This is a genomic window from uncultured Litoreibacter sp., assembly GCF_947501785.1.
Classification (GTDB): domain Bacteria; phylum Pseudomonadota; class Alphaproteobacteria; order Rhodobacterales; family Rhodobacteraceae; genus Litoreibacter.
On record NZ_CANMXB010000001.1, the window covers coordinates 2171446 to 2198067 of the forward strand.

Annotated in this window: 25 protein-coding genes, 1 tRNA gene and 1 pseudogene; 5 read left to right on the forward strand and 22 right to left on the reverse strand. The window is 58.2% G+C overall.

Annotation, left to right across the window (positions count from 1 at the left end; translation table 11 throughout):
- Positions 1-5: 5 nt before the first annotated feature.
- From Q0899_RS10855 to Q0899_RS10925, 15 genes are all read right to left on the reverse strand, one after another.
- On the reverse strand, positions 6-1001 hold the full coding sequence (locus tag Q0899_RS10855; RefSeq protein WP_299192772.1) for an ABC transporter ATP-binding protein: 996 nt from the start codon (positions 999-1001) through the stop codon (positions 6-8).
- Entirely contained in the window at positions 994-2091 is a 1098-nt protein-coding gene (locus tag Q0899_RS10860) for an ABC transporter ATP-binding protein (RefSeq protein ID WP_298293658.1), read from the reverse strand. The genes Q0899_RS10855 and Q0899_RS10860 overlap by 8 nt, the downstream gene beginning before the upstream one ends.
- Before the next feature lie 4 nt (positions 2092-2095).
- Positions 2096-2284 (reverse strand): hypothetical protein, encoded by a 189-nt coding sequence (locus Q0899_RS10865; RefSeq protein ID WP_298293660.1) that lies wholly within the window; start codon positions 2282-2284, stop codon positions 2096-2098.
- An 85-nt stretch (positions 2285-2369) separates the two neighbouring features.
- Positions 2370-3308 carry a carbohydrate ABC transporter permease gene (locus tag Q0899_RS10870; RefSeq protein ID WP_299192775.1) on the reverse strand — a complete coding sequence of 313 codons (939 nt, stop codon included), beginning with the start codon at positions 3306-3308 and terminating at the stop codon, positions 2370-2372.
- A gap of 199 nt (positions 3309-3507) precedes the next feature.
- Entirely contained in the window at positions 3508-4455 is a 948-nt protein-coding gene (locus Q0899_RS10875) for a carbohydrate ABC transporter permease (protein WP_298293664.1), read from the reverse strand.
- 106 nt (positions 4456-4561) lie between these two features.
- On the reverse strand, positions 4562-5881 hold the full coding sequence (locus tag Q0899_RS10880; protein WP_298293666.1) for an extracellular solute-binding protein: 1320 nt from the start codon (positions 5879-5881) through the stop codon (positions 4562-4564).
- Between the two features lie 214 nt (positions 5882-6095).
- A complete protein-coding gene (locus Q0899_RS10885; protein ID WP_298293668.1) occupies positions 6096-7163 on the reverse strand; it encodes an ABC transporter ATP-binding protein in 1068 nt (355 codons plus the stop codon).
- Entirely contained in the window at positions 7163-8428 is a 1266-nt protein-coding gene (locus Q0899_RS10890) for a hypothetical protein (RefSeq protein WP_298293670.1), read from the reverse strand. The genes Q0899_RS10885 and Q0899_RS10890 overlap by 1 nt, the downstream gene beginning before the upstream one ends.
- A 3-nt stretch (positions 8429-8431) precedes the next feature.
- On the reverse strand, positions 8432-9664 hold the full coding sequence (locus Q0899_RS10895) for a carbohydrate ABC transporter permease (RefSeq protein ID WP_299192778.1): 1233 nt from the start codon (positions 9662-9664) through the stop codon (positions 8432-8434).
- The gene (locus Q0899_RS10900) at positions 9661-10953 is read right to left on the reverse strand and encodes a carbohydrate ABC transporter permease (RefSeq protein WP_298361916.1); all 1293 of its coding nucleotides are present in this window, start codon (positions 10951-10953) and stop codon (positions 9661-9663) included. The genes Q0899_RS10895 and Q0899_RS10900 overlap by 4 nt, the downstream gene beginning before the upstream one ends.
- 56 nt (positions 10954-11009) lie before the next feature.
- Positions 11010-12356 carry an extracellular solute-binding protein gene (locus Q0899_RS10905; RefSeq protein ID WP_298293676.1) on the reverse strand — a complete coding sequence of 449 codons (1347 nt, stop codon included), beginning with the start codon at positions 12354-12356 and terminating at the stop codon, positions 11010-11012.
- Positions 12353-13423, reverse strand: a complete 1071-nt coding sequence (locus tag Q0899_RS10910; RefSeq protein ID WP_298293678.1) for a LacI family DNA-binding transcriptional regulator — start codon at positions 13421-13423, stop codon at positions 12353-12355. Before Q0899_RS10910 ends, Q0899_RS10905 begins: the two co-directional genes overlap by 4 nt.
- 125 nt (positions 13424-13548) lie before the next feature.
- On the reverse strand, positions 13549-14412 hold the full coding sequence (locus Q0899_RS10915; protein WP_299192781.1) for a sugar phosphate isomerase/epimerase: 864 nt from the start codon (positions 14410-14412) through the stop codon (positions 13549-13551).
- Positions 14409-15329 carry an NAD(P)-dependent oxidoreductase gene (locus Q0899_RS10920; protein ID WP_299192783.1) on the reverse strand — a complete coding sequence of 307 codons (921 nt, stop codon included), beginning with the start codon at positions 15327-15329 and terminating at the stop codon, positions 14409-14411. Before Q0899_RS10920 ends, Q0899_RS10915 begins: the two co-directional genes overlap by 4 nt.
- A 230-nt stretch (positions 15330-15559) precedes the next feature.
- Positions 15560-16162: a helix-turn-helix domain-containing protein gene (locus tag Q0899_RS10925; RefSeq protein WP_298293685.1), complete on the reverse strand. Its 603-nt coding sequence runs from the start codon at positions 16160-16162 to the stop codon at positions 15560-15562.
- Positions 16163-16189: 27 nt separating this feature from the next.
- Here Q0899_RS10925 and Q0899_RS10930 point away from each other — a divergent pair, with 27 nt between their 5' ends.
- The 3 genes and pseudogenes from Q0899_RS10930 (at position 16190) to Q0899_RS10935 (ending at position 17253) form a co-directional block, all read left to right on the forward strand.
- Entirely contained in the window at positions 16190-16495 is a 306-nt protein-coding gene (locus Q0899_RS10930; protein ID WP_298293687.1) for a hypothetical protein, read from the forward strand.
- A gap of 167 nt (positions 16496-16662) precedes the next feature.
- Positions 16663-16947: pseudogene (locus Q0899_RS19410) on the forward strand (Arm DNA-binding domain-containing protein); the annotation flags it as partial.
- A 36-nt stretch (positions 16948-16983) separates the two neighbouring features.
- Positions 16984-17253, forward strand: coding sequence for a hypothetical protein (locus Q0899_RS10935; RefSeq protein WP_298361928.1), 270 nt, complete (start codon positions 16984-16986; stop codon positions 17251-17253).
- A 452-nt stretch (positions 17254-17705) separates the two neighbouring features.
- Here the strand turns inward: Q0899_RS10935 and Q0899_RS10940 are convergent, their stop codons facing one another.
- The 6 genes from Q0899_RS10940 to Q0899_RS10965 all read right to left on the reverse strand — a co-directional run bounded on the left by Q0899_RS10940 (position 17706) and on the right by Q0899_RS10965 (position 23076).
- Positions 17706-18101, reverse strand: coding sequence for a hypothetical protein (locus Q0899_RS10940; RefSeq protein ID WP_299192786.1), 396 nt, complete (start codon positions 18099-18101; stop codon positions 17706-17708).
- A 2-nt stretch (positions 18102-18103) separates the two neighbouring features.
- Positions 18104-19921, reverse strand: a complete 1818-nt coding sequence (locus Q0899_RS10945) for a hypothetical protein (protein ID WP_299192788.1) — start codon at positions 19919-19921, stop codon at positions 18104-18106.
- Entirely contained in the window at positions 19922-21115 is a 1194-nt protein-coding gene (locus Q0899_RS10950) for a DUF4123 domain-containing protein (RefSeq protein WP_299192790.1), read from the reverse strand.
- A gap of 196 nt (positions 21116-21311) precedes the next feature.
- A tRNA-Ser gene (locus Q0899_RS10955) sits at positions 21312-21401 on the reverse strand.
- 315 nt (positions 21402-21716) lie between these two features.
- Entirely contained in the window at positions 21717-22814 is a 1098-nt protein-coding gene (gene ychF, locus Q0899_RS10960) for a redox-regulated ATPase YchF (RefSeq protein WP_299192792.1), read from the reverse strand.
- 70 nt (positions 22815-22884) lie between these two features.
- Entirely contained in the window at positions 22885-23076 is a 192-nt protein-coding gene (locus Q0899_RS10965) for a hypothetical protein (protein ID WP_299192794.1), read from the reverse strand.
- A gap of 84 nt (positions 23077-23160) precedes the next feature.
- Between Q0899_RS10965 and trpA the strand changes: the two genes are divergently transcribed.
- Both trpA and Q0899_RS10975 read left to right on the forward strand, forming a co-directional pair.
- Complete coding sequence (trpA, locus tag Q0899_RS10970) at positions 23161-23952, forward strand: tryptophan synthase subunit alpha (RefSeq protein WP_298361936.1); 792 nt, start codon at positions 23161-23163, stop codon at positions 23950-23952.
- Positions 23953-24234: 282 nt separating this feature from the next.
- Positions 24235-25398 (forward strand): alpha-hydroxy acid oxidase, encoded by a 1164-nt coding sequence (locus tag Q0899_RS10975; protein ID WP_299192796.1) that lies wholly within the window; start codon positions 24235-24237, stop codon positions 25396-25398.
- Here Q0899_RS10975 and Q0899_RS10980 read toward each other — a convergent pair.
- Positions 25395-26531, reverse strand: a complete 1137-nt coding sequence (locus Q0899_RS10980) for an MFS transporter (RefSeq protein ID WP_299192798.1) — start codon at positions 26529-26531, stop codon at positions 25395-25397. The two genes, Q0899_RS10975 and Q0899_RS10980, sit on opposite strands and share 4 nt — an antisense overlap.
- Positions 26532-26622 lie beyond the last annotated feature (91 nt).

The following is a 26622-nucleotide window of genomic DNA, read 5'->3' on the forward strand; positions in this document are numbered from 1 at the left end:
TCTCCTCACCGAATGCGGTTGCCGTTTGTGTCGAAGCAAAGCGGGTCTTTCGGCGCAATCTTGATATGTGCACCGGGCGTGTAGGTTGTGTCGGCATTGGCCAAGGTGGTGACGAGGTGGCCCTGCAGATCCAAATGCAGTCGCGTTTGATCGCCAAGATGTTCTACCCGCTTAATCTCGGCATCCTGCCCCTCGCCTTGCAAGATATGCTCCGGCCGGAGCCCAATCGTATCGGTGCCATCAGGCGTCCCACCAAACAAGTCAGCGGGCAGCACATTGATGCGCGGCAGGCCAAGGCGGCTGGCGACATAAAGCGAGTTGGGGTTCTCGTAAATCTCGCGCGGGGTGCCGAATTGCACCAGTTTCCCGTCATTCAGCACGCCCACATGGGTGGCCATAGTCATGGCTTCGATCTGGTCATGTGTCACATAAAGCAAAGTGGCACCAAGGCCGGCCTGGATGCGTTTCAATTCAACCCGCAGGTCTGTTCTGAGTTTCGCATCGAGTGAGCTAAGTGGTTCATCCATCAAGTAAATTGACGGCTCACGCACCAAAGCACGGCCGATGGAAACGCGCTGCATTTCGCCGCCCGACAGCTCTGTCGCTTTGTTGTGGAGCTTGTGGCTGATCTGCAGAACATCCGCCACCTCCGCCACCTTGCGCTCTATCTCATCGGGGGGCGTGTTCAGGATGGGTGACTTCAACGGGAAGGCCAAATTATCCTTCACCGTCAGATGCGGATAGAGCGAATATTGCTGGAACACCATCGCCACATCGCGCTGGGCAGGCGTCTCATTGGCGACGTTGCGCCCACCGATCCAAACCTCGCCCGCGTCGGCTTTTTCAAGTCCAGAGATCAGCCGCAACGTTGTGGTTTTGCCGGCGCCAGTGGGGCCCAGGAGGACAACGAAAGCCCCGTCGGGAATCGTCATCGTGATGCCTTCTACACCAACATCATTACCAAATGATTTAGACAGGTTTTTCAGAACGACCTCAGCCATGGGAGAGCACCTCGTTGTTCAGCTCGGAGCGCAACGCGCCGCCATGTGACGGGTCGAACAGCGTGACCGTTTTGGGGTCAAAACTGAGGCCAACTTTTTCACCGACCGTGGCAATCTGGGTGCTGTCAATACGGGCTTTCAGTTCCCCGTTGGGCGTGTCCAGCGTGATGATTTGAGTCGTGCCCAAATACTCCGTCGCCAGCACCTCGCCGCGGTAGCTGCCGCTGTCCGTTATAGTGATGTGTTCAGGGCGCACGCCGAACACCAGCCCGCCCGATGCCCCTTGAATTTGTTTGGGAATACCATGGGTTTGTCCATTCAGATCAACGGTGTTTGCGCCCTCCGAAACTGCTCCTTCAAAATGCAGGAAGTTCATGGACGGAGAGCCGATGAAGTCGGCGACGAACATGGTGGCAGGCTTGTCGTAAATCTCTTGCGGGGTGCCGAATTGTTCGACAACGGCGTTGTTCATCACCACGATTTTGTCGCCCATCTGCATGGCCTCAAGCTGGTCGTGGGTGACGTACACGGTGGTGGCATTCATGCGATCATGCAGCGCGCGGAGTTCCACGGACATGTGTTCGCGGAACTCGGCATCCAAGGCCCCCAGCGGTTCGTCCATCATGAAAGCTTTGGGGTCTCGGACGATGGCGCGGCCAAGGGCAACGCGTTGACGGTCGCCGCCTGACAACCCGCCGACGGGACGTTTCAGGATGTCCTGGATGCCGAGGATGGTCGCGACCTCTTCCACCTTCGCTTTGACCTGCGCGCGGGGCATGCCTTGGCTGACCAAAGGATAGCTGAGATTCTTGCCCACATTCATATGCGGGTAGAGCGCAAACATCTGAAAAACAAAGGCAATATCGCGTTTTGAGGGCGGCAGCTGGCTGATCTCTTCGCCGTCGAGATAGATCTCGCCGGAGGTCGGCAGTTCCAGCCCTGCAATCATCCGCAACGTCGTGGTTTTGCCGCATCCAGAGGGGCCAAGCAGCATGAAAAACTCGCCGTCTTCGATGGTGAAAGAGCTTTCTTTCACGGCGTTGAAGTCGCCGAAATCCTTGCGGATATTTTTGATTTGTATCTGGGCCACGGCGCTAATCCTTGAAGTGGGAGACGACGATGAACATCACCGTTCCGACCAGTGTGACGATGAAGGAATAGGTGAAGAGCCACAGCACAAACGGCTGCATCAGCATGAACACCCCAAGGCCGATGAGGATGGTTGCAACCAACTCCCATGGGCCCCGTTTGAGGGCCAGAAGGCCGGAGAAAAACGTGCTCATAGCGGGGCCTCATTTGACCGAAAACCGACGTACACAACGCGTACACACCCTGTACACACCCCGTACATACACTTGGCTGTCATACTCATTTGCGAACCGCCCCGAATGTGATCCCTCTGAGCAGGTGCTTGCGCAGCAGGATGGTGAAAATCATGACCGGCAGCAGGAACAGCGTGACCCCCGCCGCGATCGCAGGCCAATCGAGCCCGCCAACCCCGATGATGGTCGGGATGAATGGGGGCGCTGTCTGGGCCGTGCCGGTGGTCAGCAGAACCGCGAAGGCGTATTCGTTCCACGCAAAGATCAGGCAGAAAATCGCAGTCGAGGCGATGCCCGTTGCGGCCTGTGGCAGCACCACTTTGTAGAAGGCCTGGAAGCGGGTGTAGCCGTCGATCAGCGCGGCTTCCTCATATTCCAGCGGGATGCCGTCCATGAAGGATTTCAGCAGCCAGACCGCCAGCGAGATATTGACCCCGGTATAGAGCAGGATCATGCCCAGATGCGTGTCGGACAACCCCAACTGCCGGTACATCAGGAAGATCGGGATGGCCACGGCAATGGGCGGCATCATCCGCGTACTGAGGATGAAGAACAGCAGGTCGTCGGCCAACGGTATCTTGAAGCGTGAGAACGCATAGGCCGCGAGCGTTCCGAGGAAGACACTTAGGAAGGTAGAACCGAAACCGATGATGACCGAGTTCAGAAACCGTTCGCCGAATTTCGAAGGCCCGACAATGACCATGTCATACTGCCGGACAATCTCATCGCGCCAGTTCTGTGGCGGGTTGGCTTCCAAAAACTCCGGCGTCTGCCGGGTGCGGGTGGTGAAGAGGTTGACGTAGCCCTCCAACGTCGGCTCGAACACCACTTTGGGCGGATAGCTGATCGCGTCTGCGGGCGACTTGAAGCCCGTGAGCATGATCCATGCGAGCGGCACCATGGTGACCAGCGCGTAGATGATGACCATCGTGCCCGCAAACCATTTGGCGCGGTTGGAGGGTTCGGTGACGGAGAAGCTGCTCATTGGTCGAATTCCTGACGATGAGGCCCGCATGGGCCAAGCCCGACCTCGGGGGGGCGGGTGGAAGGATTGTTCAAAGTGGATCGCCCGAAAGCATCAAAGACGCGTTTTTTGCGAAGGACAGCTCCGAAAGCCCTCCCGTGGGGGAAGTCGGGCTCGGCCCATGCGGGCCGGTGGAGCGGGTTGGCGAACATCTGCATCATCACCGCTCCTTCACCTTGTTCAGCGCTTTGACGTAGATCGAGGCGAGCCCGAAGACGGTGACAAAGAGGATGATTGCGTAGGCCGACGCATAGCCGGTGCGCCACTTTTCAAACGCTTCGCGTTTGAGGTTGATCGAAGTCAGCTCGGTCGTTGAACCGGGGCCACCACCCGTCAGCTGCACCACCAGATCAAACATCTTGAAGTTCTCGATGCCCCGGAAGAGCACCGCCAGCATCAGGAAGGGCAGCACCATGGGGATGGTGATCGTGAAGAACTGCCGAAGCTTGGAGGCACGGTCGACCTCGGCTGCCTCGTAGATGTAGTCGGGGATGGATCGCAATCCCGCCAGACAGATCAGCATGACAAAGGGCGTCCACATCCATGTGTCCACGATCACGATGGACCACGGGGCCAGTTGTACCGAGCCGAGCATCTCGAAGCTGGATGGATCCTTGCCGGAGAAGAAGGCGACGATGTAATTGAACAGGCCGATTTGCGGCTGATAGAGGAATTTCCAGAAGTTGCCGACGACGGCGGGGCTGAGCATCATCGGCAACACGATGATCGTGGTCCACAGGTCGTTGCCCTTGAATTTCTTGTTGATCAGGTAGGCCAGCGTAAAGCCGATGAGCACCTGAAAGAAGATTGTCCAGAACAGGAAATGCGCCGTGGCCTGCATGTTCAGCCAGATGTCGCTGTCGGTCAGGATGCGTTCGTAGTTGCGCAGCCCGATATTCTTCACCTCGCGACCAATGCGGTTGGCCTTGTAGTCGGTGAAGCTGAGTTGGATCGTCCAGATCAGCGGAAAGATGTTGATCGCAAGCAGCAGGAAGATCGTGGGGCCAACGAATATCCACGCAATGGCGCGGTCGCTTAGGCCCTTGATCTTGCGCGCGACGCCTGGCGGCGTGGCACTTGCTGCGCGGGTGACGGGTGTCTCAGACATGTCGCAGGATCCGGTCGTGAGGGGGAAAGGAGGGCACACCCCGGACCAAAAGTCCGGGGCCGCCCGTCGATTTGAAAGCCTCCAGGAGGAAGGCCATCAAGGGAGGTTACAGCTTGCCCTCGTCTTCGAAGACTTCGGTCCAATCCTCGACCAGCTTGTCCAGCGCTTCCTGCGCAGTGCCTTGGTCGGCGACCACGTAGTCATGCATGCGCTTTTGCATGGCGAGCAGCAGTTCGGCGTAGGCCGGCTCCTGCCAGAAGTCCTGGACCGAGCCCATGGCCTCCAGGAAGTCGCCCGCAAACGGCGCGCTGTCTTTGAAGCCCGGATCGTTCAACACCGAGTTATGCGCGGAATAGCCGCCAAGGGACCACCATTTCGCCTGAACATCGGGGTTGGCAAACCACTTGATGTATTCAAGCGCCGCGTCCTGCTTGTCGGAATAGGCCACCACGGAGATGCCCTGCCCGCCCAACGTGGACCCGGCCTGGTTCTGCGGCGGATTGACGAAGAAGTCGATCTTGTCGCCGCCGGTGTTGGGGTCCGCATAGAGCCCTGGGAAGAACGCAAACCAGTTCATCGCCATGGCGACCTGACCGGATTTGAACGCATCAAGGCTCTCCCCCATGTAGGAGTTGGTGTAGCCCGGCGGCGTCGCGGTTTCGTAGAATTCCTTGTAGAATTCCAGCGCTTCGACGGCTTCGGGCGAGTTTACCGCGCCGTCCATGTCGTAGCTTCCCGGGGTGTTTTCATATTTGAAGCCCCATGGGTAGAGCGCCGAAGTGATGCCCATTGTGATGCCTTCAGAGCCACGCTCAGTGAAGATCGAGGCGCCGTAGACGGTTTTGCCGTCGATCTCGCGGCCTTGGAAGAATTGCGCGATTTCGAGCATTTCTTTCTGCGTCTTTGGCTCGCCCAGCTCGCGGCCTGTGGCGTCTTTGAACGCTGCGCGGATGTCGTCACGCTCAAACCAGTCCTTGCGGTAGAACCAGCCGTTGGCGTCGCCCATCGCTGGCAGGGCGTAATAGTTCGGGGTGCCCTTCGGCCATGTCGAATACGCGTAGACTGTCGCATCGGCGAAGTCGTCCATCGAGATGCCTTCTTTGTCGAAGAAGTCGTTCAGCTTCACGTAGTGGCCGTTCTCCGCCCCGCCGCCGATCCATTGGCTATCGCCGATCAATAGGTCGCAAAGCTTGCCGCCGGAGTTCAGCTCGTTGAGCATCCGGTCGGCGAAGTTGGGCCAAGGAATGAACTCGAAGCTCATGGTGTGGCCGGATTGGCTTTCAAATTCTTTGGACAATTCGACCAGAGCGTTCGCGGGGTCCCAAGCGGCCCAGCAAAGCGTCAGATCTTCAGCTTGCGCGGTGCTGCCAACGGATGCGGCGGCAAGGGTGAGCGCACTGACAGATGCCAGTTTCAGGTTTTTCATTGGTAGTCCTCCCAGTGTGATGACCGGCAGCTGTTGAGGCCTGCCGAATCCAATATCAGACATCCAAACGCTAAATGAGGTGCGTACCTCAAGTCTAGGTATTTTTGACGTGCGTACCTCAAAAATGGGCGCTCTGAGAACTAATTAATTGAAAAATAAAGACAATTAACCTTCACTCATTTCGAGAAGTGTGAGAAACCCCGGGAACCAGCGGCTATGAACCACCAGACAAAAGCGCCGCGCCGACTTCGTCGAAGAAGTGCAGGCTGTCTTCGTTGAACTTCAATCCGACGGTCTGGCCTTCGATATCTTCGGACGCGCCTGGCGCGCGAACGGTGAGAATCCCCAGTGGGCCACAATCCACGTAGTGGAAGAAATCCGCGCCCAAATATTCGCTAATCTGCACGGTGCCCGTGCAATGGCCCGCTCTTTCTTGGACCACCTGAATGTGTTCAGGCCGGATGCCAAGTTGCGTTGCCGTTGCCTGCGCACCGGGATCAATTGGGCCGCCTCCGCCCCCGGCAAGTTCGAACCGAGCGCCGGAGGTTGCGCAGGACATCAGGTTCATTTTCGGGCTGCCAATGAACTGCGCCACAAAGACGTTGTCGGGCGTTTCATAAAGCTCGCGCGGAGTGCCGACCTGCATGATCAACCCGTCCTTGAGCACCACGATACGGTCGGCCAGCGTCATCGCCTCGACCTGATCGTGGGTCACATAGACCATCGTGCTTTCGAGCGTCTTGTGCAGGCGCGCAATCTCGAACCGCATGTCCACACGCAGAGAGGCGTCGAGGTTTGACAGCGGCTCGTCAAACAGGAACCCCTTGGGCTTGCGTACAATGGCCCGGCCAATTGCAACGCGTTGACGTTGGCCGCCCGACAGGTCTTTGGGGCGTCGGTCCATGTAGTCCTGCAGCTTCAGAATATCCGCTGCGCGGTTCACCTTTTCGGTGATTTCTGACTTTGGCGCGCCCGCCGTCTTCAGCGCAAACCCCATGTTTTCTTCGACGCTGAGATGCGGGTAGAGCGCGTAGGACTGGAACACCATCGACAGCTCCCGCTCGGACGGGACTTTGTGGGTGACGTCCTCGCCATCGAGCAGTATCTGCCCACGCGAGGTTTCCTCTAACCCCGAAATCATCCGCAGCAGGGTGGACTTGCCGCAACCCGAGGGGCCGACGAAGATGATCAGCTCTCCGTCGAGAATGTCCAGATCCACACCTTTGATGACCTGCACGTCGCCGAACCATTTTTCGACGGATTTCAGGCTAATGGACCCCATTACGCCACACCTTCCAATTTAGTTTCATGCTGCCACGACAGCCACACGGCGGCCGTCCAAGAGAAGTTCGCACCGACGCAGCCATCCCCCGTCAGCGGGTTGAAGCATTCCCAGAAGCCCGACTTTTCAATGGCGCGGCACAGGTCGTCGCGGATCTGTTGGCCCAGCTCCGGCTCGCCCTGTTCGGTCAATCCAAGCGCCGTCATGTAATTCATCTGCGGCCAGACCGGCCCGCACCAATAGCGCTGCGGCTCGAAGTCGGCGGCGTCCGGGTCCCAGCTGGGCAGCATGAACTCGACCGCCCCCGAGATGCGGCGCAGGTTGTCCAGCACCCGGGCGCGCTGCTCGGGCGTCCCGGCATCAGCGTAGAAACACAGCGCGCTGCAATTGCTGAACCCGCTGGAGAATACGCCGGACCGAATGTCGCGCGCAGTGAAGGCCCCCAAATCGTCGTTCCAAAGATAATCAGTGGCGGCCTCGCCTTTGGCGATCCAGCCCTTGATTTCGTCCTGCACCGCCGCCGCTTTGCCTAGCCGCTGCGCCATGGCCAGAAGGTCCTTATCGGCGCGCAGCAGGACGAAATGAATGTTGGGGTCGGCCATCAGGAACGGACCTTCATCGGTCAACCGGCGCTGGTCCCAGCCGATGCTGTCGCCGAATTGTACGATGGTCAGGTACTTGTCGTACTGCTCCTGCGTGGGACGGTACTGGGGGTTCACATGCTTGTTGTCCATGCGGGTGTAGGGCGCCAGATCAGGCGCAATGTTCATCTGGTCCAGCCCAATATTCCATTCGGGGCAATTGTCGCGACCGGTTTCCCACGGATGTACCGTCGCCACGATGCCGTCGACCGTGCGGGCCTCGTGGTACCATTTGTGCCACGCGAATATTTGGTCAAAGACCTGCGCCCTACGTGTGGGGGCGTCCTCGGTCAACTGGCGCACAATCGTGGCCAGAACTGGCGGCTGCGACACACCTGTGGAGGGTATGTCCCCCGGCGTTGAGCCCCAGCGAGACGGGCCGGGAAAATAGGCAGGGTCGTCGCTGCGAAAAATGATGCTGGGGATCATGCCATCCGGCCATTGGCCGTCGAGCAGTGAGGTGATTTCTGCCCAGGCGCGATCCATGTCGTAGGTGGCGATGCCTAGCGCGATGAACGCGCTGTCCCAGTTCCACTGATACGGGTACAGGCCAGCCGTCGGGATGGTGAACCCCCCGCGGTCGTTTTTGACCAGCGTATCAATGGCGATTTGGGTCAGAGACATGGGTTATCCTTTCACACTTCCAGCCGTGAGCCCTGCAACGAGGAAACGCTCGAACCACAGAAACAGGGCCAACACGGGCACCGTGGCAATCACGGCACCGGCCATCAGATGCTGGCGCGGCACCTCGGAGGAATTCAGCTCAGCAATCCCGCGCGACAGGGTGTAGAGGTCAACATTGTCGAGGAACATGAAGGCGAAGAGGAACTCGTTCCAGGCGATCATAAAGACGTAGAGCGCGACGGATGCCAGTGCGGGCAGCGCCAGCGGTAGGGTAATCTTGCGGATGACATTGAGCCGGGTGAGCCCGTCCATCAGCCCTGCCTCCTCCAACTCGGCCGGGATGCCACGGAAGTAGCCTTGCAGCATGTAGAGCGCGACGGGGATCGTCGTGGCGGGGTAGACCAGCATCAACCCCCACAGCGTGTTGCGCATGCCCAGCTGGCTGAAGATCGCGTAGAGCGGGATCACCAGCACGATCATGGGCACCATGTAGATCAAGAGGATCGACCGGCTGAGGAAGTTCTGGCCCGGGAATTTCAGCCGCGCCACGGCGTAGGCCCCGGGGACCGCGAAGAACAGCGTGATCAGCACGGTGGCGACAGAGACCATGGCCGAATTCAACAGGTAGCTGCCGAAATGGTACTGGGTGAACAGCTCTATGTAGCTGCGAAACAGCGCCTCCGCCCCTTGGGCGAAGTTGATGGAGAAATCGAGCGGGTTGGACAGCAGCAGCTGCTGGTTCTTGAGGCTCATCATCACCATGACGAAGAACGGCAGCGCGACCGCGATGGTGAAGACGACCAGCCCAAAGCCCTTGAGGAAGCGCAGGCACAGCACCTCGACATTGTAGCGGCGTTCGGTGCCGGGCCCCAAATTCTTGGCCGTTAGGTTGGTGGCTTGCACCGCGAAGACGCCCAAGAGGATGGTAAAGATCAACTGACCAAATGGGTAGGTTTCCAGCCCAAGGCCGAGCGGCGTGGCCCCGGACGCCAAGGTCAGCACCAACACGAACACGAAGACCGCAAGCGCCACCATGGCGGGCGTGCGTTTTGCAGGGGCGAGCCCCGTCAGCACCGCTGCCGCGACAACGCCCGCAACCGCGCCTGCGGTGACTTGTGGCTGGAACGGGTGGCCCGAGATGAACAGCGCCAACAGCGTGATCAGGATCGCCGAGATCGCGCCCCAGAGCGCGCCAAACAGCAGGCAGAGGTAGAAGATGTTTCCAAAGCGGCTCATGCGTCATCCTCCGGCGAGAACTTGAAGAAGATCACCGAGAACATCAGCAGGATCAGGAACACGACGACCGCGACCGCCGCGCCCGCGCCGAGGTTGGAAATAGCGAAGGCCTGTTCGTAGACATTGACCGTCAGGGTTCGGGTGCCCGCTGCCCCGCCGGTGAGCAGGAAGATGTCGTCAAACTTGTTGAACGTCCAGATGAAGCGCAGCAGGAACAGCACCGCCATGATGCCCATCAGCTGCGGCAGGGAGATGAAGCGGAACTGCTGTAACGGGGTCGCCCCGTCAATTTCCGCCGCCTCGTAGATATCGGTCGACATGGACTGCATACGCGCCAGAATGAACAACATCGCCAGCGGGAAATAGCGCCAAATCTCGAAGATGATGACGACCGTCAGGGCGACAGGGAAGTTGAAGGTGAGACCAAGGAAACTGATCTCTGCCACGCGCTGGCCGAGAAAGCTGATCGGGCCGTCGATGACGCCAAGCTGGATCAGCAGCGCGTTCAACGTGCCGCCCGGGCCGGGGTCCAGCAGCAGCACCCAGGCAAGCGCCACAGCGATGACGGGGGCCACATAGGGTGACAGGAATAACCCACGCAAGACGCTGCGGCCACGGAACGCCATGTTCATCAGCTGCGCCGCGAACAGCCCCATGACCAGCGCGCCGATGGTGCCTGCGATGGTGTAATACATCGACGCCCAAAGCACCGCCCAGAAATCGGAAGCGTTGAAAACCTTGCGGAAGTTGTCGAGCGTGAAGTCGTTATTGGTCAGGATGTTTTCGGGGACGAAGTCAAAGTCCGGCTTGGTATCTTTGACGTTGGGCGGATCACTTAGAAACGCGGCGGTAGCAGCGACGCGAACCAGGATATCCTCGCGCTGCCCTGCCTCGTAATCGCCCAGCTCGCAGCGCAGATCGAGGCCATCCAAGGTGCAACGGTCGTCTACGCTCAGCACGGTGAGCGAGGCGGGCAACGTGTCGGTCATGACCACATCTGCAATCGCGCTTTTGCGCGACGAGTTGCGGGCGCGGTACCGAATGTCGGCCTCGTCGCCGACGGCTTCCAAATCACCCATGACCCGTTCATTGATCAAGATAGAGGGGGCGCGCAGGTCGCCCAATGTGACCGGTTTGAAGCTGATCCACACATTCGCGACCAGCGGAAACAGAACGACCGACAAAACGATCAAAAACGTGGGCAGCAGCAGCGCATAGGCGAAACGCATTTCGCGCTTGGCCAGTGGCCCCAAGCCTTTTGGCGGCTGCGGTTTGCTTTGATCTGTCATGACGTGCGTCCAAATGTCGGGTGGCGCGGGAGATCCCCGCGCCACCCGTTATGGTCTTAGAGGCCCAGCGCTTTGTGCTCTGCGACGATCTTGTCAGCGGCTTCCTGCACGGACAATTCGCCGTCGGTCATCTGACGAATGACCTGAGACATGACCTGGCTGTTGACGATCTTGGACGCCGTGGCCAGTTGGCCATCAGCCACGCCCCAGCGGTCGCCCACGGACAGACCCGCCACGATGTCGTCAATCACTTGCTGTGGGTAGATGTCGGCAAGCGGGGCCTTGCGGTCCACGCCAACGTCCAATCCGGCCCAAGTGGTCTCGTAAGATGTGTCCCCGGCGGCATTGCCGCGACGGACCGGGAACTTGCCCTCAGGAGCTTGGCTCAGCCACTGGCCGTAGCCTTCGGACACCACGTATTTCACGAAATCCTGCGCGACTTCCGTGTTGGCATCTGCCGTAATACCAAGGTAGCGAACGTCGGCGTAGGCCGCACCATCCGCGTTGCCGGGACCCGCGATGACGGTAGAGAAGCCTGTCGCCTGGGCCAGCTCTTTGGTGGTTGGATCATCGGAGATCGTGACAGGCGCGCTGTCGCGCAGGCCGCCCAGCTCGTCCAGGATGGACGGCGACCAGATCACCATCGCGGCCTTGCCGTCGAGATACAGCTCGCGCGATTGCGACCAGTAGAGGTCACCTTCTGGCGAGTTCTCGACCATCTTTTTGTACAGCTCCAGAAGCTGAACAAGATTTGTGGTATCCTCGTTGATCGAGCCATCTGCATTGATCGGCGAGTAGCCTGTTGCCAGCGACAGATGCTCGATCAACTGCATCATGTAGCCTTCGTCGATCTTGGTTGCAGCCACAAAGCCGTACATCTCTGGCGGGTTGTGCAGCGCGTCCATCGCCGCAGACATGGCTTCAAACGTCGTCGGAGCTGCAAGCCCTTTGTCCGCAAACAAGTCGGAGCGGTAGACCACCAACTGGGTCCAGCCATCCGTCGGTACGGAGACGATTTCGCCGTCAGACATCGCCATGCGGACGGGGCCAGAGGCGAAGCTGTCAACGCCCAGATCCTCAACAACTTCCGTGGCTGCTGCGGTGTCCAGCAGGCCAGCCTCTGCATATGGCAACAGGTGCTGCACGGTATGGTTCAACACGTCAGGCAAATCGCCTGCCGCAAAGGCCGCCGTCGCACGGGTCTGGATGTCGGATTCTTCGACGGGAATGATTTCGACCTTGTGGCCTGTCGCGGCCTCGAAGCCTGCGGCCATTTCTTCTTGAACAGCGATCCGCTCAGGCTGAACTTCCATGGTCCAGAACCGGATGGTGTCGGCATTCGCCGCCGTGACCAGTGCCGTAGAGACCAGCAATCCGGCCATAAAGGTTGTCGTGCGTTTCATTGAAGTTCCTCCCTTTCAGAAACGGTATTTTCGGCCGATGCAGGCTGCATTGGTCCGTCTGATTGGCGGCGCAACAGATGCGCGCGCTGCAATTCCTGGTGCTTTTTCGGGTCGTCGCCGTCGATGATCGACAACAGCATGTCCCCCAACCTGCGACCCGCATGCGCCTGCGGTTGCGCCATGGTCGACAGTGGCGGGTTGGAATGCGTGCCGAATTTCAACCCGTCATACCCGATGACCGAGATGTCCCGGCCGGGGACAAGCCCGCGCCCGCGAATGGCAGCCATTGCGCCCAGCGCCACCATGTCCGAAACGCAGACAATTGCCGTGGGAGGGGACGGGAGATCGAGCAGCATATTGGTTGCGATCTCGCCGCCTTCGTCACTGAAATCCGTGATCTGAACATATTCGGGGTTAACGCTCAGGCCGTTATCGACCACCGCGCGCTGGTAACCGTTCAACCGGTCCTGCGCGAATTGATGCTGAAGCGGGGCACCCACAAATGCCACGTCACTGTGCCCGAGGGACACCAGATGGTTTACCGCCTCAACAAACGCAGCATCGCCATCCACATCGTACCATGCATAGTCATCGCAGGATCCCGTCCGCCCATGCACGACAAACGGGCATTTCAGATCCTGAATCAACCTGATCCGGGGGTCGTTCTTCAATGGCCGAGAGATAACCAACCCACCAACCCGGCCAGAGCGTACAAGACGGTCAATCTGGGCGAGTTCGTCCTTGGAAGATTCCGCATGGCTGACCAGCAGGTCCCAGTTGCGTTTGCTCAAGGCCTCGCCGAGCCCTTGAAGCAACTGCGCCACGAAAGGCTGGGCCAGCGAACTGCTGTACCGGGGCATCAGATAGCAAATCGTCTCGGGCACCCCGATGGAAAGACGCCGCGCATTTTGGTTTGGGCGGTACCCCAATTCGTCGGCGGCGCGCTGCACCCGATCGCGCGTATCGCGGTTGATGTCCTTGTAGCCGTTCAGTGCCCGGCTCACTGTCCCGACAGTAAGCCCCAGATGCGCCGCGAGCACTTTCAAGCTGACCGGTTTTCCTGACATCGAATCCCCCTGGTTGCCAAAACCCTAACCGAAACCGGTTTCGGGGAGCAACCACCTTATTCAAAACGTCGCCTTCCTCCAGCAAAATCCATGCAAATACTGTCCCGGCCGACTGCCCCTAATGACTACCCAAAGATCTCTTTGAATTTTTCCACACAAAGACGGAACCCTTCCTCAAAGTCCCCATTCCCCGGATGGTATACACTCTCAAGCGAAATGACGCCGGCATAGCCATCCGCCTTGAGCGCTTGGGAGATTGGCTCAAAGAGATCGCCAAGCTGGCCTTCACCCAGGCGGCAGACTTCGAGCGTCGCACGCGGCGTGTCCACGCGGACGTCCTTGATATGAATGTGGCCCAGATACCCCCCGCGTAGTTCGTCATAGCCGTCTGGGTAGGCAAGTTCATGACACCAACAATTGTTCCCGGGGTCCCAAAGGACCTTTAGCACGTCCCTGGCGTCCAGCTCGTCAATCAGCTTACGCGCCGTATAGTTGGAATTCACAAGCGTCCCGTTGCCGGTTTCCACGACCAGCACCACACCCTCGGCCTTTGCAAGCTCGACCGCAGGCGCAATCATGGGTGCCATCGTGTCCCAGACGCCGTGGGCGACGTTCCATTTCTCGGCGCCGTTTTTGCCCCACAATATCTGTTCTTTCCGCTGGGTCATGATGCGCACCAAAGGCGCTCCGACCACATGCGCCATCTCGATGACATGCTTGAGCGCATCCATGTGTGAAGTATGCAATGCATCGCCCGGCGTGTTCGCTGCGGTCATGCCGGCAAATACGTGTCGAGATAGACAGGAAACGGGTTTGCCGCGGTCCCGCAACAAGGCGTCTATCTCTGCTATCTCAGCACGGGAGTGATCACCGACTTCCTTGTCGCCGACAAATTGCAACTCCGCATATTCAAGATCAAATTCATCCATCACATCGAGTGCATGGGCTAGATCGCGACTGATACCGTCACATATGACACCCAACTTCATTTGGCTGTCTTTCGATGCAGCTCGGCCCCGACAATGTCTTCAATGACGCGCGCGCACGCCCAATTGTCACCGTTTGGATACTTGCTTCGGCCCGCGTGAAATATCTGCATTGCCGCGGCAGCCGTGTGTAGCGGCACGCCCAAGTCGACCCCCAAGTCCATAGATATCGTCAGGTCCTTATGCATGGTGTTGATATGGCTGCCGGTGCCTTCAAATTGACGGTCGATGATTTTCTCAAGCGCGTTGTCAACAACACCACATCCCGCAGATGAGGTGGAAAATACGTCCAGCAGGACTTGACCCGGCACCCCGGCCTTTGCGGCCAATGCCGCCGCTTCAAAAGTGGCGGAGAACTGCGCCCCTATCAGTGACTGAAGACATGCCTTTACGGTCTGTCCATCTCCCGGTTTCGTGCCAACCCGGTGAATGTTTGCCGAAACGGCCTCCATCACCGGTGCAAATTCGTCCAACACCTCAGTTGGCGCGGCGGACATCATCGTGAGCGTGCCCGCCTGTGCTCCCGGGTATCCGCCGGAAACGGGCGTATCGATCAAATGTACACCGGACCCATCCATCGCCGCGCCAATCTCAATCGCTTCGCGTGGCTTGATCGTGGCGCTGAGGATCACGGCGCCGCCTTTGGGCAACTGAGACAGCAAACCGTTTTCCCCGAGGATCACGGCCTTCGCCTCGTCACCTGTCATAACCATGACAAAGACGGCCTCAGAATTTTTGCCGACCTCACTTGGGGAAGATACGGCCAGACCACCCATATGGGTGAAAGCCCGCATTCTTTCGGCATTGAGATCAGTCCCAGTTGTTTGATAGCCGTGCTTCAGCAGGTTCTTTGCCAACCCACTGCCCATATCGCCGATACCGACAAGTCCTACGGTCTTCATATGAATACTCCCCGTCATTTTCCGCACAGGTCTCGATCCCTGCGGCGTTCGAAATAAGCCATCAATCCTGAGGCCGGTTTCTCGGGGATTTCACACGTCGGCATAAGACGTTGGGCGGGTCCGGAAGACACCCCGCTGCCCAGTTAGGTAAAATCAGGTAATTCGGATTCTCGGATTCAAGCAAGAAGATTGCGCCAAGCGGCACATTGCAAGACCTGCGGGCATAGGTTGACGACACTCAGCCGTGGCTAAGGTTGTGGCGCTTTCGAAAACACCGGCTTCACCTGACCCAACGGGACCGCCTGCCCGTCCGCGCCAACAAAGCCGACGGATATTGGGCTGGACGCCTTGGCATCTACAAAAGTAACCGGCTTTTCATCGCTTTCGTCCAACCAGGCATCCGACCATTGGGTGATCGCCACAAACGGCAAAATAAATGCCGTTGCTTTGGGTGTCGGCAGATACTCGAAACGCGTACGCCCCTTATTGGGCTTGTAGGCCCGCCTTTCAAGGAACCCTTGTGTGCAGAGAAGTTTCAGCCGTGCACTCAGAACCGATCTCGGAATGTCATTCTCAGCTTGCAGGTCGTCGAAGCGCCAAACGCCATAGAGCACGGAGCGCAGGATCAGCAAGGACCATCGATCGCCAATCAAATCGAGCGCTCTTGCCAAGTTGCATTCGCGGGGCGATATGGGAGAGCGCCCAAGATATACGTCTTGTTCCATCGCCATATGATAGCTGAGTTGCAAACTCATATCCAGCATGCAATTATTGAGTACTGAAAACAAACCCAGGATGTCACTATGCCCGCAATCATTAAGATTGTTTTGTTCACCACAGGTGTCATCCATCTACTTCCACTGATGGGAGCCTTGGGTGTGGGGCAACTCCATTCCCTATATGCGGTCAGTATCGAGGGGTCAGATCTGGAAATTCTGATGCGTCACCGCGCTGTTCTGTTTGGCCTGCTGGGCGCGTTTCTAATCTACGCCACGTTCAACTCGAACTTGGAATTGATTGCTCTGATTGCAGCTCTTATCAGTGTCGCCAGCTTTATTTTTCTGGCTTGGACCGTAGGCAGTTACCAGCCGTCAATTGCAAAGGTGGTCTATATCGACATTGGTTTGGCGATTGCTTTGGTTGTCGCTTTGGGAATGAAACTAATTACGAGGCAGGTCATTTGAAGACCAAAATTGACGTGAGCTGGCCTCGAACCCTTTGATGGCGCTGAGGAGGCGACACAATGCAAGAAGTCACCGCGCGCCTTTTGGGCCTCCGCGGCATGCTACATGTGGTGCAAATGCCCGCGTCAAAGCAGGCCTCTTAAGACAAGGTTGAAACGGCAAAGGCTGGGCGTCACGGCGACGGGCGCGGGCTGTTCCTTTATGTGAAGCCGACTGGCGCACGCTCATCGGTTCTCAGGTATCAGGTACAGGGGCGACGCCATGATCTTGGGCTTGGGGTCTATCCTGACGTGACCTTGGCCATGGCGCGCCAAAGGGCGACAGATGCAAGGCGATTGATCTTGGAAGGAGATGACCCGATAGCCAAACGCCGCCAAGCCAAGCCCAAGACCTTCAAAGACGCCACCTTAGAATTGATCCAGAGCAAACGGCCAGGATGGAAGAATGTATAACACGCTGCCAAATAGAGCTCGACCCTAGAGGCTTACGTGTTCCCCACCCTTGGCAGCATGCAGGTCACAAAGATCGCCACAGCAGATGTAGTTGGGGCGCTAAAGCCAATCCGGTCGCAAAAACCCGAAACTGCCAAACGCGTGCGCCAACGGATCGAAGCGGTGCTGGCTCATGGGATCAAAGACAAGGCCGAAGCGGCTTATGCGCGATCTGACCTTTTCGACAAACGTCGCGAACTGATGCAGGCTTGGGCGAACAAGGCAGAAGTCAAACCGCAGGCCCACAATGTGATTTCTTTGAAGTAGGGTCCAAGAAACGCCAGAAACCCAACCGCCACAAGTTCATTCTTCCAACGCACCAAATCTTTCATCATTCAATAACATGGCTGCTTTGTCGGACTTCTTCATCTCGAAGAATTTCTGTATCGAACGGACCTGCAGGAAAAGTCTTCGACCAATCTTCACGATCAGAATAACCAGACAGAAGTAGGTGTTTCGCCAAGACTGCTGCGTGCTCGGGCTCTTCAAGGTCTGTGTATTGGGTAACATCTAGCGACATTCTAAAGTCTTGTTACAATTCCATATGAGAAACCGACATCGCGCTCTGCTTTTGTCTCAGGTGAGGTCTTTCCGCCGTGTGCAGAATGGAGCGCCACTCCGTTACACAGGCGCGGGTCGCAGATTCAATTTCGCCGCCGATATCTTAATGCTGGCTTCCTGATGCCTTCAATCGCAGTTCTAATTACGATAGGACGGCATTAGCTCGACGCAATCACCGCGCCAAAACGCTTTAACTTATCCAGCACATCATCGCTTGGTAGACTCTGATAAACAATGCCGTCACCATCGTCTAGAACCTGCGTCAACCACTCTGCCGAGACTGTATCGCCTAAAGAAAGAACTGTCTGCATAGCATCGTCCACGGCTTTCCGGAATGCCTCTGCAACACGGGCGTCAGAAAGAGCTTGATCCAGATTGAGGTTAATCGCTCCAGATGGCATTTCGTCATAACTAAAGAACCATCCGTCGAGTAAGCTACGTACACCAAGTTGATCTGGCCCAACATGTGCTCGCAGAACACCCAAAAGCATGAAAATATCACGGTCCCGCATCATGTCGGATCGGTTTTTGTATGTTAAAAATGAATGCGCCATTTTTACTCCAGAATAATGATCTCTTTTCCAAGATGTGGTGTGTTAGCTAAACCATCTGTTATCCGAGAAACGAGAGAGTTACGCTGTGCGGGTGTCATTCCCAATGTGTCTACGACCAATCTTGAGGAAGCAACATTTGAAGTTGCATCATGAATAACAGCGTCCGCGAGACCTTCAACCATCTGATCGTTGATCGATAATAGCTCGCCGGTTTTTTTGTTGACAAGCGGCCCCTTGAGTTGAACATTTGTATCCCCATCGACAATATCAAATCCTTCGGTTGTCGAGTTTTGCATTTGGCGCCCTTGAAGCCCTTCGTACCTTGCGCTGCCAATACCCTCGGCCATATCCGGCTTGCCGCCCTGTTCATTGTTCGCGGTAAACTGTCGTACACGCCGCTGATCGAGTTCATCAACACCCGGCGCGCGATGTCTGCTTAAGTTGATTTTTCGCCTGAGACGAATGGGGCCACCGTTCATGCCCAAGGTGTTTTGGTCGACTTCGAGCTTGTACTGCCTCAACCTAAGCCGAATACGCGCGACCCCGTCGGCACCGGCGCGGGTCATGGCTTCGATCTCGTCATGCAGGCCCTTGCCAATTTTGGCGAGGGCTGTGATGGCCTTCCCGAAGGCCTCAAGAATATCAGCCAAGACACCAAGGCTTTTGGCCTTCACCGCCAAACCGCGCAGTTTGATAACAAACGTCGCCAGACGTCCTGCGACCAAGACACTCCCACCGCCAACGGTCAGAGCCGCGATGACCGCGAGAATGATCTCGATCAGCACTTCAGGCAGGATAAACCCTGTCACAACCCCGACCATCTCGGACCAGAAGTTGGGGACCATATTCATGGCCACAGCCATAACGATGTGGAAGACGTATTCGAACGCGTTGGTCTCGCTGGCAATCAGCACCATGGCCTCGATCCAGTCTTGGCCGTTGTCGATGAGCTGCGCGAATAGCTTTCCCAGATCGCCGGGCAGATCACGCAGCGTGTCGAGCGCGGCCTCCATCAAATCCACCGTGCCGGAGGCCAGATTGCGGATCGCCGCCATGATGATGTCGATGTAGTCGGACAAGTCGCCAATGCCGCCGATCCATTCCGACACCGATTCCACAGCGGATTCCCCTAGTGAGGTCCCGTAGACCACCATGGCCCCCAATGGCCCGCCCCATTTCAGCAGACCTTGCTCGAGCGGGCTTTGCCGCGCCACGTAGGCGTCGTGCCAGTTCTGCGCGCTTTGGTAGGCCGAGATCGCCTTCTCGCTGACGCCGCCCCAGAAACTCGCTTCGCCCTCATACCAAGACGACAGACCTTTGCCGACGCCGCGCAATCGGGCCTCTGGGATGGACAGAAGACCTTTTTGCTCCCATTCGGCCACGTAGGGTCGCAACTTCGTTAGGGCACCATCTCGAAAAGCCGTCAGCGCAGTGCCAAGTTCCGCCATGCCGCTATCGGCCTCCCCCGCCCCTTGGGGGATGAGCGACACGTCGGTGATCCCGTGGGCCACCTCAATGAGCGGCGTGGTTCCCATCGTCACAAGCGGCGCAGTTGGCGCGTCGCCGTCCTTTTGGCCATGCGCTGCCAGCGGTTCAGTGCGAATTGCGCCATCGACGACAATGCCAGTCGAATCCTCCACTTTCACACAGGCGTCTGTCAGTGGGGTATTCCAAGCGTCCAGATAGCAGGCCTCGACCATAACTTGCCCTGAACAAGGCAAGCAAATGCGGCCCATCTCGCCCTGCGAGGCGGGAGCGCCTGCTTGCGCCTGTGCCGCAATCGCGCCGGGGCTAGGCGTCTGTGGGTTGCCATCGGCCATCTAGAACACCCCCGCACTATGCAGCGTGTCCATGCGGTTTTGCATCTGAACCAGCTTGGCGTCCTCGCCCAGCCCAGACCGACAGATATTGTAAAGCTCTCCGTGCGGATCACGGCGCTCAAAAAGTTCGCCGTAGAAAAGCTGCCACCCGGCAAGCACATGAATGTTGCGCACTTTGCGGATGCCAAACGCCCCCATTCGGTGGGCCACGCGTCCTACGGTATCGATCAATGCTGGTTGTGGCACATCTTCCGTTTGGTCAGGAAAGCATCGACGCAGAGCGGTCGCAATATCTGCACGCCGCCGTCGTTCTTCGCCTTGGGCCAGGGCACGTTCTTGCGCGGATGTCAGCCGGTAGCCCGGCTCCGAAAAGGCCTCTGGCGCATAGTGCACCGTCGAGACATCTTGCGTCCCGAAACAGATCACGGCGTCGACTATCTTGCCATTTGAGGTGTGAAAAAGCGACGGGCTCCCACTGGCATCTGCCCCGCCCACGCTGAGGTAGGCTTGCGCGACATGCGGCTCCCAAAAGCGGAAGTAAACGGACTCGCCGGAGCTGTTTTGAACCTTGGTAAATTTCCGAAAATGCTGCCACAATGTTTTGAGACTTTGGGAAGATCTTAGAAAGATACCAGCCTCATCTTTCCAAAGATGCCAAGCTGCATCGCCTTGGGTGAAGAGGTTTTGGGTCAATCGATTCTGGGCCTCCAGGCGCACAATCCATGGGGCTACATCGCCAAGTTCATCGAGCATGTCACCTTTATAGAAACACCGATGCTCTAGGCCTGAGGTGGCAAGAAGTTCAGGCAGTCCGAATATTTTGGCCGCATCGAGGATGGCGTAGGTTTTTGGTGAGGTCTCATCAGATGAGGTGGAAAGCGCGCCAAACAGCGGCTCATTCAGAGCCTCTGGCACAAATGCCGCATCACTCTGTCCGATTTGACCGCTCAAGGGGACAACGTCGAACCTTTCGGAGCGGCCCAACTCAGAAAACTCGCCAACGGTAAGGTCTTGCGCACCAAGCCCAGCTGTCCAAAAATCAGAATCGTCAACAGTCACTAAAAAATTCGCCGAAAAAGCCAATGAGCTAAGGTTAGGTTTAGACTTTTGGTAGTCTTCTTCAATGGCGGATTTGCTTACCCTCGTACAAAGTCCGATCTGTTCGATAAACCTCGGCCACAAAGACGTTCTCACGACACTGCGCAGCTCCGGCCAAATCAGCCGCGAACGCCAACGCGCCCTAGTGACTGGCGAGTCGGAAGACGACTTAGATGATTGAAGAAGGCAGACTAGGTCAAACGACCGATTGCCAAACGCGGGAACAGGTGTGGAAACGAAAAATCCGAATTCCGCAAATATCTACAAAAAGCAGAGGTCAAAATGCAGTAAGTGGCGGAGACGAAGGGATTCGAACCCTCGAGACCCTTCCGGGCCTACTCCCTTAGCAGGGGAGCGCCTTCGACCACTCGGCCACGTCTCCGTTGACCCGTTTAGCGGGGGTGGCTGGGGACCGCAAGCATAGATACGCCGCAGATTTGGCAACCACCTTCGCGTGGCAAAACACATTCGGAAGCAAAAAATTCGGCTGGCATATGACGGCCCATCCTAGCTTCAACGAACGCATTGGTTCGGCGCCTTGAACAGGGAGAGCCCGATTTGACCGTTAAGCTTAGGCGCGCTTGTCGAAAGTTGATACCGCTTGGCGATACTTGGCAAAACTCCGGCTCTGCGGTACGGCGGATAGAGCTGGCAATTTTCTGAAAGCGGAAGTGCGGAGCGTATGACGTATCGAAGTTCAGGTGTTGAACAGGAAATGCAACACGTCGCCGTCCTTGACGGTATAGCCCTTGCCCTCTGCGCGCATCTTTCCGGCTTCTTTGGCTGGCTGCTCGCCGCCTAGGTCCACAAAGTCGTCATAGGCAATCGTTTCAGCCCGGATGAAACCTTTTTCGAAATCGCCGTGGATGACGCCGGCGGCTTGGGGAGCCAATGTGCCTTCGCGGATGGTCCAGGCGCGGGCCTCTTTGGGACCCACGGTGAAGTAGGTTTGCAGATGCAACAACTCGTAGCCCGCGCGGATCAGGCGGTCGAGACCGGCTTCCTCCAAGCCCATTTCTTCCAGGAACATCTCTGCGTCGTCTGCGTCAAGCTGGGAGATATCTTCCTCAATTTGGGCAGAGATGACGACGGTCCCTGCCCCCTGCTCTGCCGCCATTTTGGCGACCGCATCGGAGAAGGCATTGCCGTTTGCCGCAGATCCCTCGTCGACGTTGCAGACATAGAGGATCGGTTTGGTCGTCAAAAGCTGCAGACCTGTCCAGGCTTTGGCGTCGTCGGCGTCCACGTCTACCGTGCGGGCCGGCTTGCCGTTTTCTAAAGCCTTTGCGGCTGCCTTGAGCAGGCGTTCCTGCTGCACCGCCTCCTTGTCGCCGCCACGCACCTTGCGCACGATGTTCACAAGGCGCTTTTCGATGGATTCGAGATCAGCGAGCATCAGCTCGGTTTCGATCGTGTCGGCGTCGGCCACGGGATCGACGCGGCCATCGACATGGGTAATGTCGCCGTCTTCAAAGCAGCGCAGCACATGCGCAATGGCATCTGTCTCGCGGATGTTGGCGAGGAACTGGTTGCCCAGACCTTCGCCTTTGGAGGCCCCCTTCACCAGACCGGCGATGTCCACAAAGGTCATGCGGGTCGGGATAATCTGCTTGGAGGACGCAATCGCGGCCAGCTTGTCGAGCCGCGCATCAGGGACGGCGACCTCACCCACATTGGGCTCGATGGTGCAAAACGGGAAGTTGGCGGCCTGCGCAGCGGCTGTCTTGGTCAGCGCGTTAAACAGCGTCGATTTGCCGACATTCGGCATGCCGACGATACCCATCTTGAAACCCATGATCCGCTCCCTCGTAATTCTGGCGTAATTCTCGCCTGCGTCTAAGGCGAAGGGCCTGCACGTGCAAGGCTTAGCGGGCGCGCCGGTCCTCCTGCGCCTGGAAGATCAGCAGCCAGGCGAGCGCGATGAACATCGGGTGCGTCAACCCGCCCGAAAAGATCAGCGCGGGGATCCAGATGAGGAACACGAATATCGCAAGGAACACCCTGCCAAGCAGCAGGATCGACAGCGGGGGCAGAAAAAGGGCCAAAACGTAGTTCATGACCCCCATATAGGCACGATTGCGCGATTGAACATCCCCGCCACCTGCGGCAAGACTGCGCCACCACCAGTGAAAGAGACCGCCATGACCCGCATCGACGACACATTCGCCCGCCTGAACGCCGCCGGCAAGAAGGCCTTCGTCACCTATGTGATGGCGGCGGACCCCGACTACGACACCTCGCTGGAGATTGTGAAAGGCCTGCCGGCGGCGGGCGTGGACATCATTGAGCTGGGCTTGCCGTTCACCGACCCGATGGCGGATGGGGCGACGATCCAATTGGCCGGGCAAAGGGCGTTGGAAGGCGGCATGACCCTGAAAAAGACGCTACAGATGGTCAGCGACTTTCGCGAAGGCGACGCGGAGACACCGATTGTGATCATGGGCTATTACAACCCGATCTATAGCCACGGGGTGGATGCCTTCTTGGCGGACGCCAAGGAAGCAGGCGTGGACGGGTTGATCGTGGTGGACCTGCCGCCAGAGGAAGATAGCGAGCTGTGCATCCCCGCCCAGAACGCGGGGCTGAACTTTATCCGGCTGGCGACGCCGACAACGGATGCCAAGCGGTTGCCGAAGGTTTTGCAGAACACATCCGGGTTCGTTTATTACGTCTCGATCACGGGGATCACCGGCGCTGCGGAGGCCCAGGCGAGCGATGTGGCGCCCGAGGTGGCACGGATGAAAGAGAGCACAGACCTGCCGATTATTGTGGGCTTCGGGGTCAAGACCCCGGAGACTGCCGAGGCGATTGCCGGGGTGGCTGACGGGACGGTCGTTGGCTCCGCTATCGTCCAGAAAATCGCGGACGGGGAAAGCCCCGCAGAGGTACTGGCCTTCGTGAAATCGCTCGCGGATGGCGCCCATAGAGCCTGACCGACACTGTCGGTGAAACAGCACGTGTTATGCCGGGGCCTTTGGCCCCCCGCCCTCAGGTGTAACTCCACTCAAGACATGCGCGCGACCGGCGCTGCCTTCAAAAATGGCCTCGACACCAGCCATAGCTGAGGCTCCCCGCTTGCGCAGACATTGGGGAACCACACGCCGCATAAATCCAAGCTTTGCAACGGGGCGTCGACGGGGGGCGAAGTCTGAGATTGCCCTCAATTTGCCAAATTGGTAATAGAACCTAACCAATACGGCAGAAAGAGACCCGATATGCCCGTCATCACCGAAATCGCGGACCTCAAGCGCATCTACAAGCGGCGCGTGCCGAAGATGTTTTACGACTATTGCGAAAGTGGCAGCTGGACGGAGCAGACCTTTCGCGAAAACGTCTCGGACTTTGACCAGATCCGCCTACGCCAGCGTGTAGCCGTCGACATGACCAACCGCACCACCAAGGGCGAGATGATTGGCCGCGAGGTCGCGATGCCCGTTGCCCTTGCACCAGTGGGCATGACCGGGATGCAGCACGCGGATGGCGAAATTCTCGCGGCCAAGGCGGCTGAAAAGTTTGGCGTGCCATTTACCCTGTCCACCATGTCGATCTGCTCGATCGAGGACATTGCGGAGCACACCAGCGCCCCGTTCTGGTTCCAGCTTTATGTAATGCGCGACGCTGAGTTTATCGACAACCTGCTGGGCCGCGCCAAGGATGCGGGCTGTGACGCGATGGTGCTGACACTTGACCTGCAACTGCTGGGCCAGCGGCACATGGACATCAAGAACGGGCTATCCGCCCCGCCCAAGCTGACGCCTCCCGTCATTGCGGACCTGATGACGAAATGGGGTTGGGGTTTGAAGATGCTGCAGACCAAGCGTCGCACCTTTGGCAACATTGTGGGGCATGCCAAGGATGTGGACGATATCTCGTCCCTGCATTCCTGGACCGCGCAGCAATTTGACCCGCGCCTGAACTGGGACACCGTGAAGGAATACCGCAAGAAGTGGGACGGCAAGATGATCCTGAAAGGCATCCTGGATGTGGATGACGCCAAGATGGCCGCAAAGATCGGGGCGGACGCGATCATCGTCTCCAACCATGGCGGCCGGCAGTTGGACGGGGCGTTAAGCTCGATCAAGATGCTGCGCCAGATCGTGGACGCCGTTGGCGACAAGGTTGAAGTCCATATGGATGGCGGCATCCGGTCAGGTCAGGACGTGTTGAAGGCTTTGGCGATGGGGGCCAACGGCACCTATATCGGCCGGGCGTTCATCTATGGGCTGGGCGCAATGGGCGAACAGGGCGTGACCGAGGCACTGAACGTGATCCACAAAGAACTGGACACCACCATGGCGCTCTGCGGAGAACGCGACATCAACAACCTTGGCGCGCACAATTTGCTGATCCCCAAAGGGTTTGAGGGCGAGTGGGTTTAGCCCCCGCGCCTTCTGAGCACCACCAATAGCGGAAACAAGACGCCCACCAGCAGCGCAACGCATCCAAAGGCGACGCGCAACCCGAAGCCTTGGCTGATCAACCCCATCACGGCGGGCGCCAGGAAGAAGCCGACAAACCCGATCACCGCCGCGCGGGAAATCGCTGTGGTTCTGACCCGCGCCGGCACCAAACGGCCCACCAGCGCCAGCCCCAGCGGCCCGATCACCGAGACCCCCAGCCCGATTGTGCCAAACCCGACATAAGCGACCAACGGTGTGGGCGCGGTCGCCACAACCACCGCGCCTGTTGCGGCCAGACAAGCCGCCCAGAATATGACGGTCAGGTCGCTGAATTTTTCCGACACAGCCTGTCCGCTGAGCCGACCCACCGCCATGGTCAGCCCCAGCATGGTTGGGCCCAAAGCGCCCTCTGCCGCGCGTCCGCCCAAAGTGCGCTCCACATGCAGCGCCGACCAGGCCTCAACCGCGGCCTCGGCCATGAAAGCGATCATCACCACCGCGCCGCAGATAAGCACGATTGCGTAGGGAAAGCGGGCTGGCGTCTCTTCCGTGTCGTCGGGGGCCGCGACCTGCATTCGCATCCGGGTGGTCAGGAGCAGCAAAATTGCTGCGGTAATGGCGAATATGGCAACGGGCGGCAGCTGCGCCTCACGCCCCAACCCGGTGCCGAACGCGCCGATTGCATAGGCCACAGAGAACATGCCGTGGTTGGCGTTCATCAAGGGGCGGCCATGCGCTGTTTCCAGCTCGGACACGCGGGCATTCATGATCACGTCCAGCATCCCCGACGCCATACCGGCGAAGGCCATTGCGCAGAAAAACAGCCAGGGCGACGTGATAAGGCCGGGGAACAGGAAGGCCGTGGCCAGAAGAACCGCACCAACCGGCATCGCCCATTGCCCCAGCCGTCGGTCGAGCCATGGCGCGAAAAACATGGTTGTCATCAGGCCAATGGACGTGCCCAAGAGCAGTAGCCCAAACGTCGCATCATCCGCCCCAAGCTGCGTCTTGAGCTGCGGCGCAAGCGCTGCAAATGCGCCCCAGCACAAACCGACCGCCGCGAAGGCTGCGACAGGCGCGTGGGAAATACGGATGGCGGACAATACGGACATAGTGCCAACCGTTAGTCACAAGCCAAGCGACACTCAATGCGCAATGCGCAAAAACCTCTTTCCAAGGGTCCGATTCCCTCCTATAGCAAGC